1 protein-coding gene is annotated in these 1,644 nt (G+C 40.4%); it reads left to right on the forward strand.

Annotated features, from left to right (window positions below):
- The first annotated feature begins 594 nt into the window (after positions 1–594).
- The gene (locus KDK17_RS10505; RefSeq protein ID WP_257282043.1) at positions 595–1,461 is read left to right on the forward strand and encodes a hypothetical protein; all 867 of its coding nucleotides are present in this window, start codon (positions 595–597) and stop codon (positions 1,459–1,461) included.
- Positions 1,462–1,644 lie beyond the last annotated feature (183 nt).

A 1,644-nucleotide genomic window follows, 5' to 3' on the forward strand; every position in this document is an offset into this window, starting at 1 on the left:
CACGGCATCTTGTGCAGATCTTCCCGGTCTGTAACCAAAGCTGCTGTTTGAAAATTCGGGATCAAAGATGGGGGGTCTATGTCCTTGGATTCACCCATTACTGTACTCGCAACCGGAAAGGGAACTTTCATAGCCTTTGCAAGGTGTATCGGTTTATGGAGAGATATTGGCGCAGGATGCTCAGTAAGCGAAGCCGAAAGGGCAAGGTGACTTGGGAGGCATTCAATCGCCTTAAACAGATTATGCCGTTACTGAAACCGAAGATAAGAATCCCCCTTCTGGAAGTTGCGTATTAATGCAGTGCTGTAAGTCAAATGTCGAAGAGCCCGGTGCGGGAAATCCGCACGCTGGGATCTGAGGGGGTTGGAGTTATAACTTTTAGCTCCTTCTACCCGATGCTGAGGGGGAGGTTCCCTTGGGCGACTCGACTGGGGGGGGAGTTACAACTTGTAGCTCCTTTTACTCGGTGAGCAGAGTCGTGATGCTATGCCCTATCCCGATTATGTTGCAAAAATACAGGCAAAATCCTCTAAATATCTTAATATGTCTATGCATAGACCATTTTCTTGAATGCTCAAGGAAAGGAGGTTAGCTGTGTTTTATCAAAACTCAATACATCATCACCCCTTCTTGCTGGATTCAGTGTTGCTTTGTTCGTTGATTCAAGTGCAAAGCACTCACGCATTGACTACTTTTTTCCAGACAACATTTAAGAATCAAGATGATAGTTATTCATTGATAGCTGAAGGAGAGGTTACAACTGGTATAAATACCAGCCAAATTAGTTGTAAATCATCTGATAACTCAATGCCTCAATCAGAAATGTGGGATCATCCCGAAAAGTTCTCATTTACAGACAACCAGAGTTTATGTCCTCAAGTAAGTTTTCCTTATTTAGGAGAAACTTCATTTTTTGCATTATTAATTGATAATTGTTTACTTTCTGGAGTTTCCTTAAATTATGCAATATCTGAGTTAAAAGAAAATTCAATTATTTGGTTGGATATTCCAACTCTTAAATTAAGTAATTCTAATAAAGGAATAACTCCTGTTTTTCGTGTTACTAGATTTAGTGGCGATGAAAATCAGTTGACAATCAAAGCTCAACCTGTAAATTGTGATCAATGTCCCTACCGTCCGGGGAGTGATAGATCTGATAGTCAATGTTGTGGTGGCTGTAATGACAATAGTGAGTTAATAATTTTTGATTCTGCTGGAGACAGACCGGGTTTATCCATTACTAAAGCTCGAGAGTATTTATTCGAGCCTGTAGAAATAAAATACAAAAAATCAACTAATGAGGTGCATTTTGATTTCAATACGGCACAAGGCGTGTTTACAAAAAAAATATCTCATTATCGCCATGAGCCACTTATTTCAGAAGGTTTACAACCCTTGGCTATACCTTTGGCTCTGTTACTCTCAGCAACCATTTTAGTTCAGTCGAGAGCCAAACAGTAGCAACATAACAAACACATGTGAGTCGTAACTCCGTCAAGGGGCCAGGGCAAATGCATGAACATTATTTAACCAGTCCAAGAACGTGACAAAGGTACTCCTCACTCCAACCACACGTTTTTCGTTTGTTCATAAACGGTAAATTAACCCCACATTACAAAGAAAGCCATATCCCTTAATACTTCA

The organism is Endozoicomonas sp. SESOKO2, assembly GCF_024606245.1.
In the GTDB taxonomy this organism is placed as follows: Bacteria; Pseudomonadota; Gammaproteobacteria; order Pseudomonadales; family Endozoicomonadaceae; genus Endozoicomonas_A.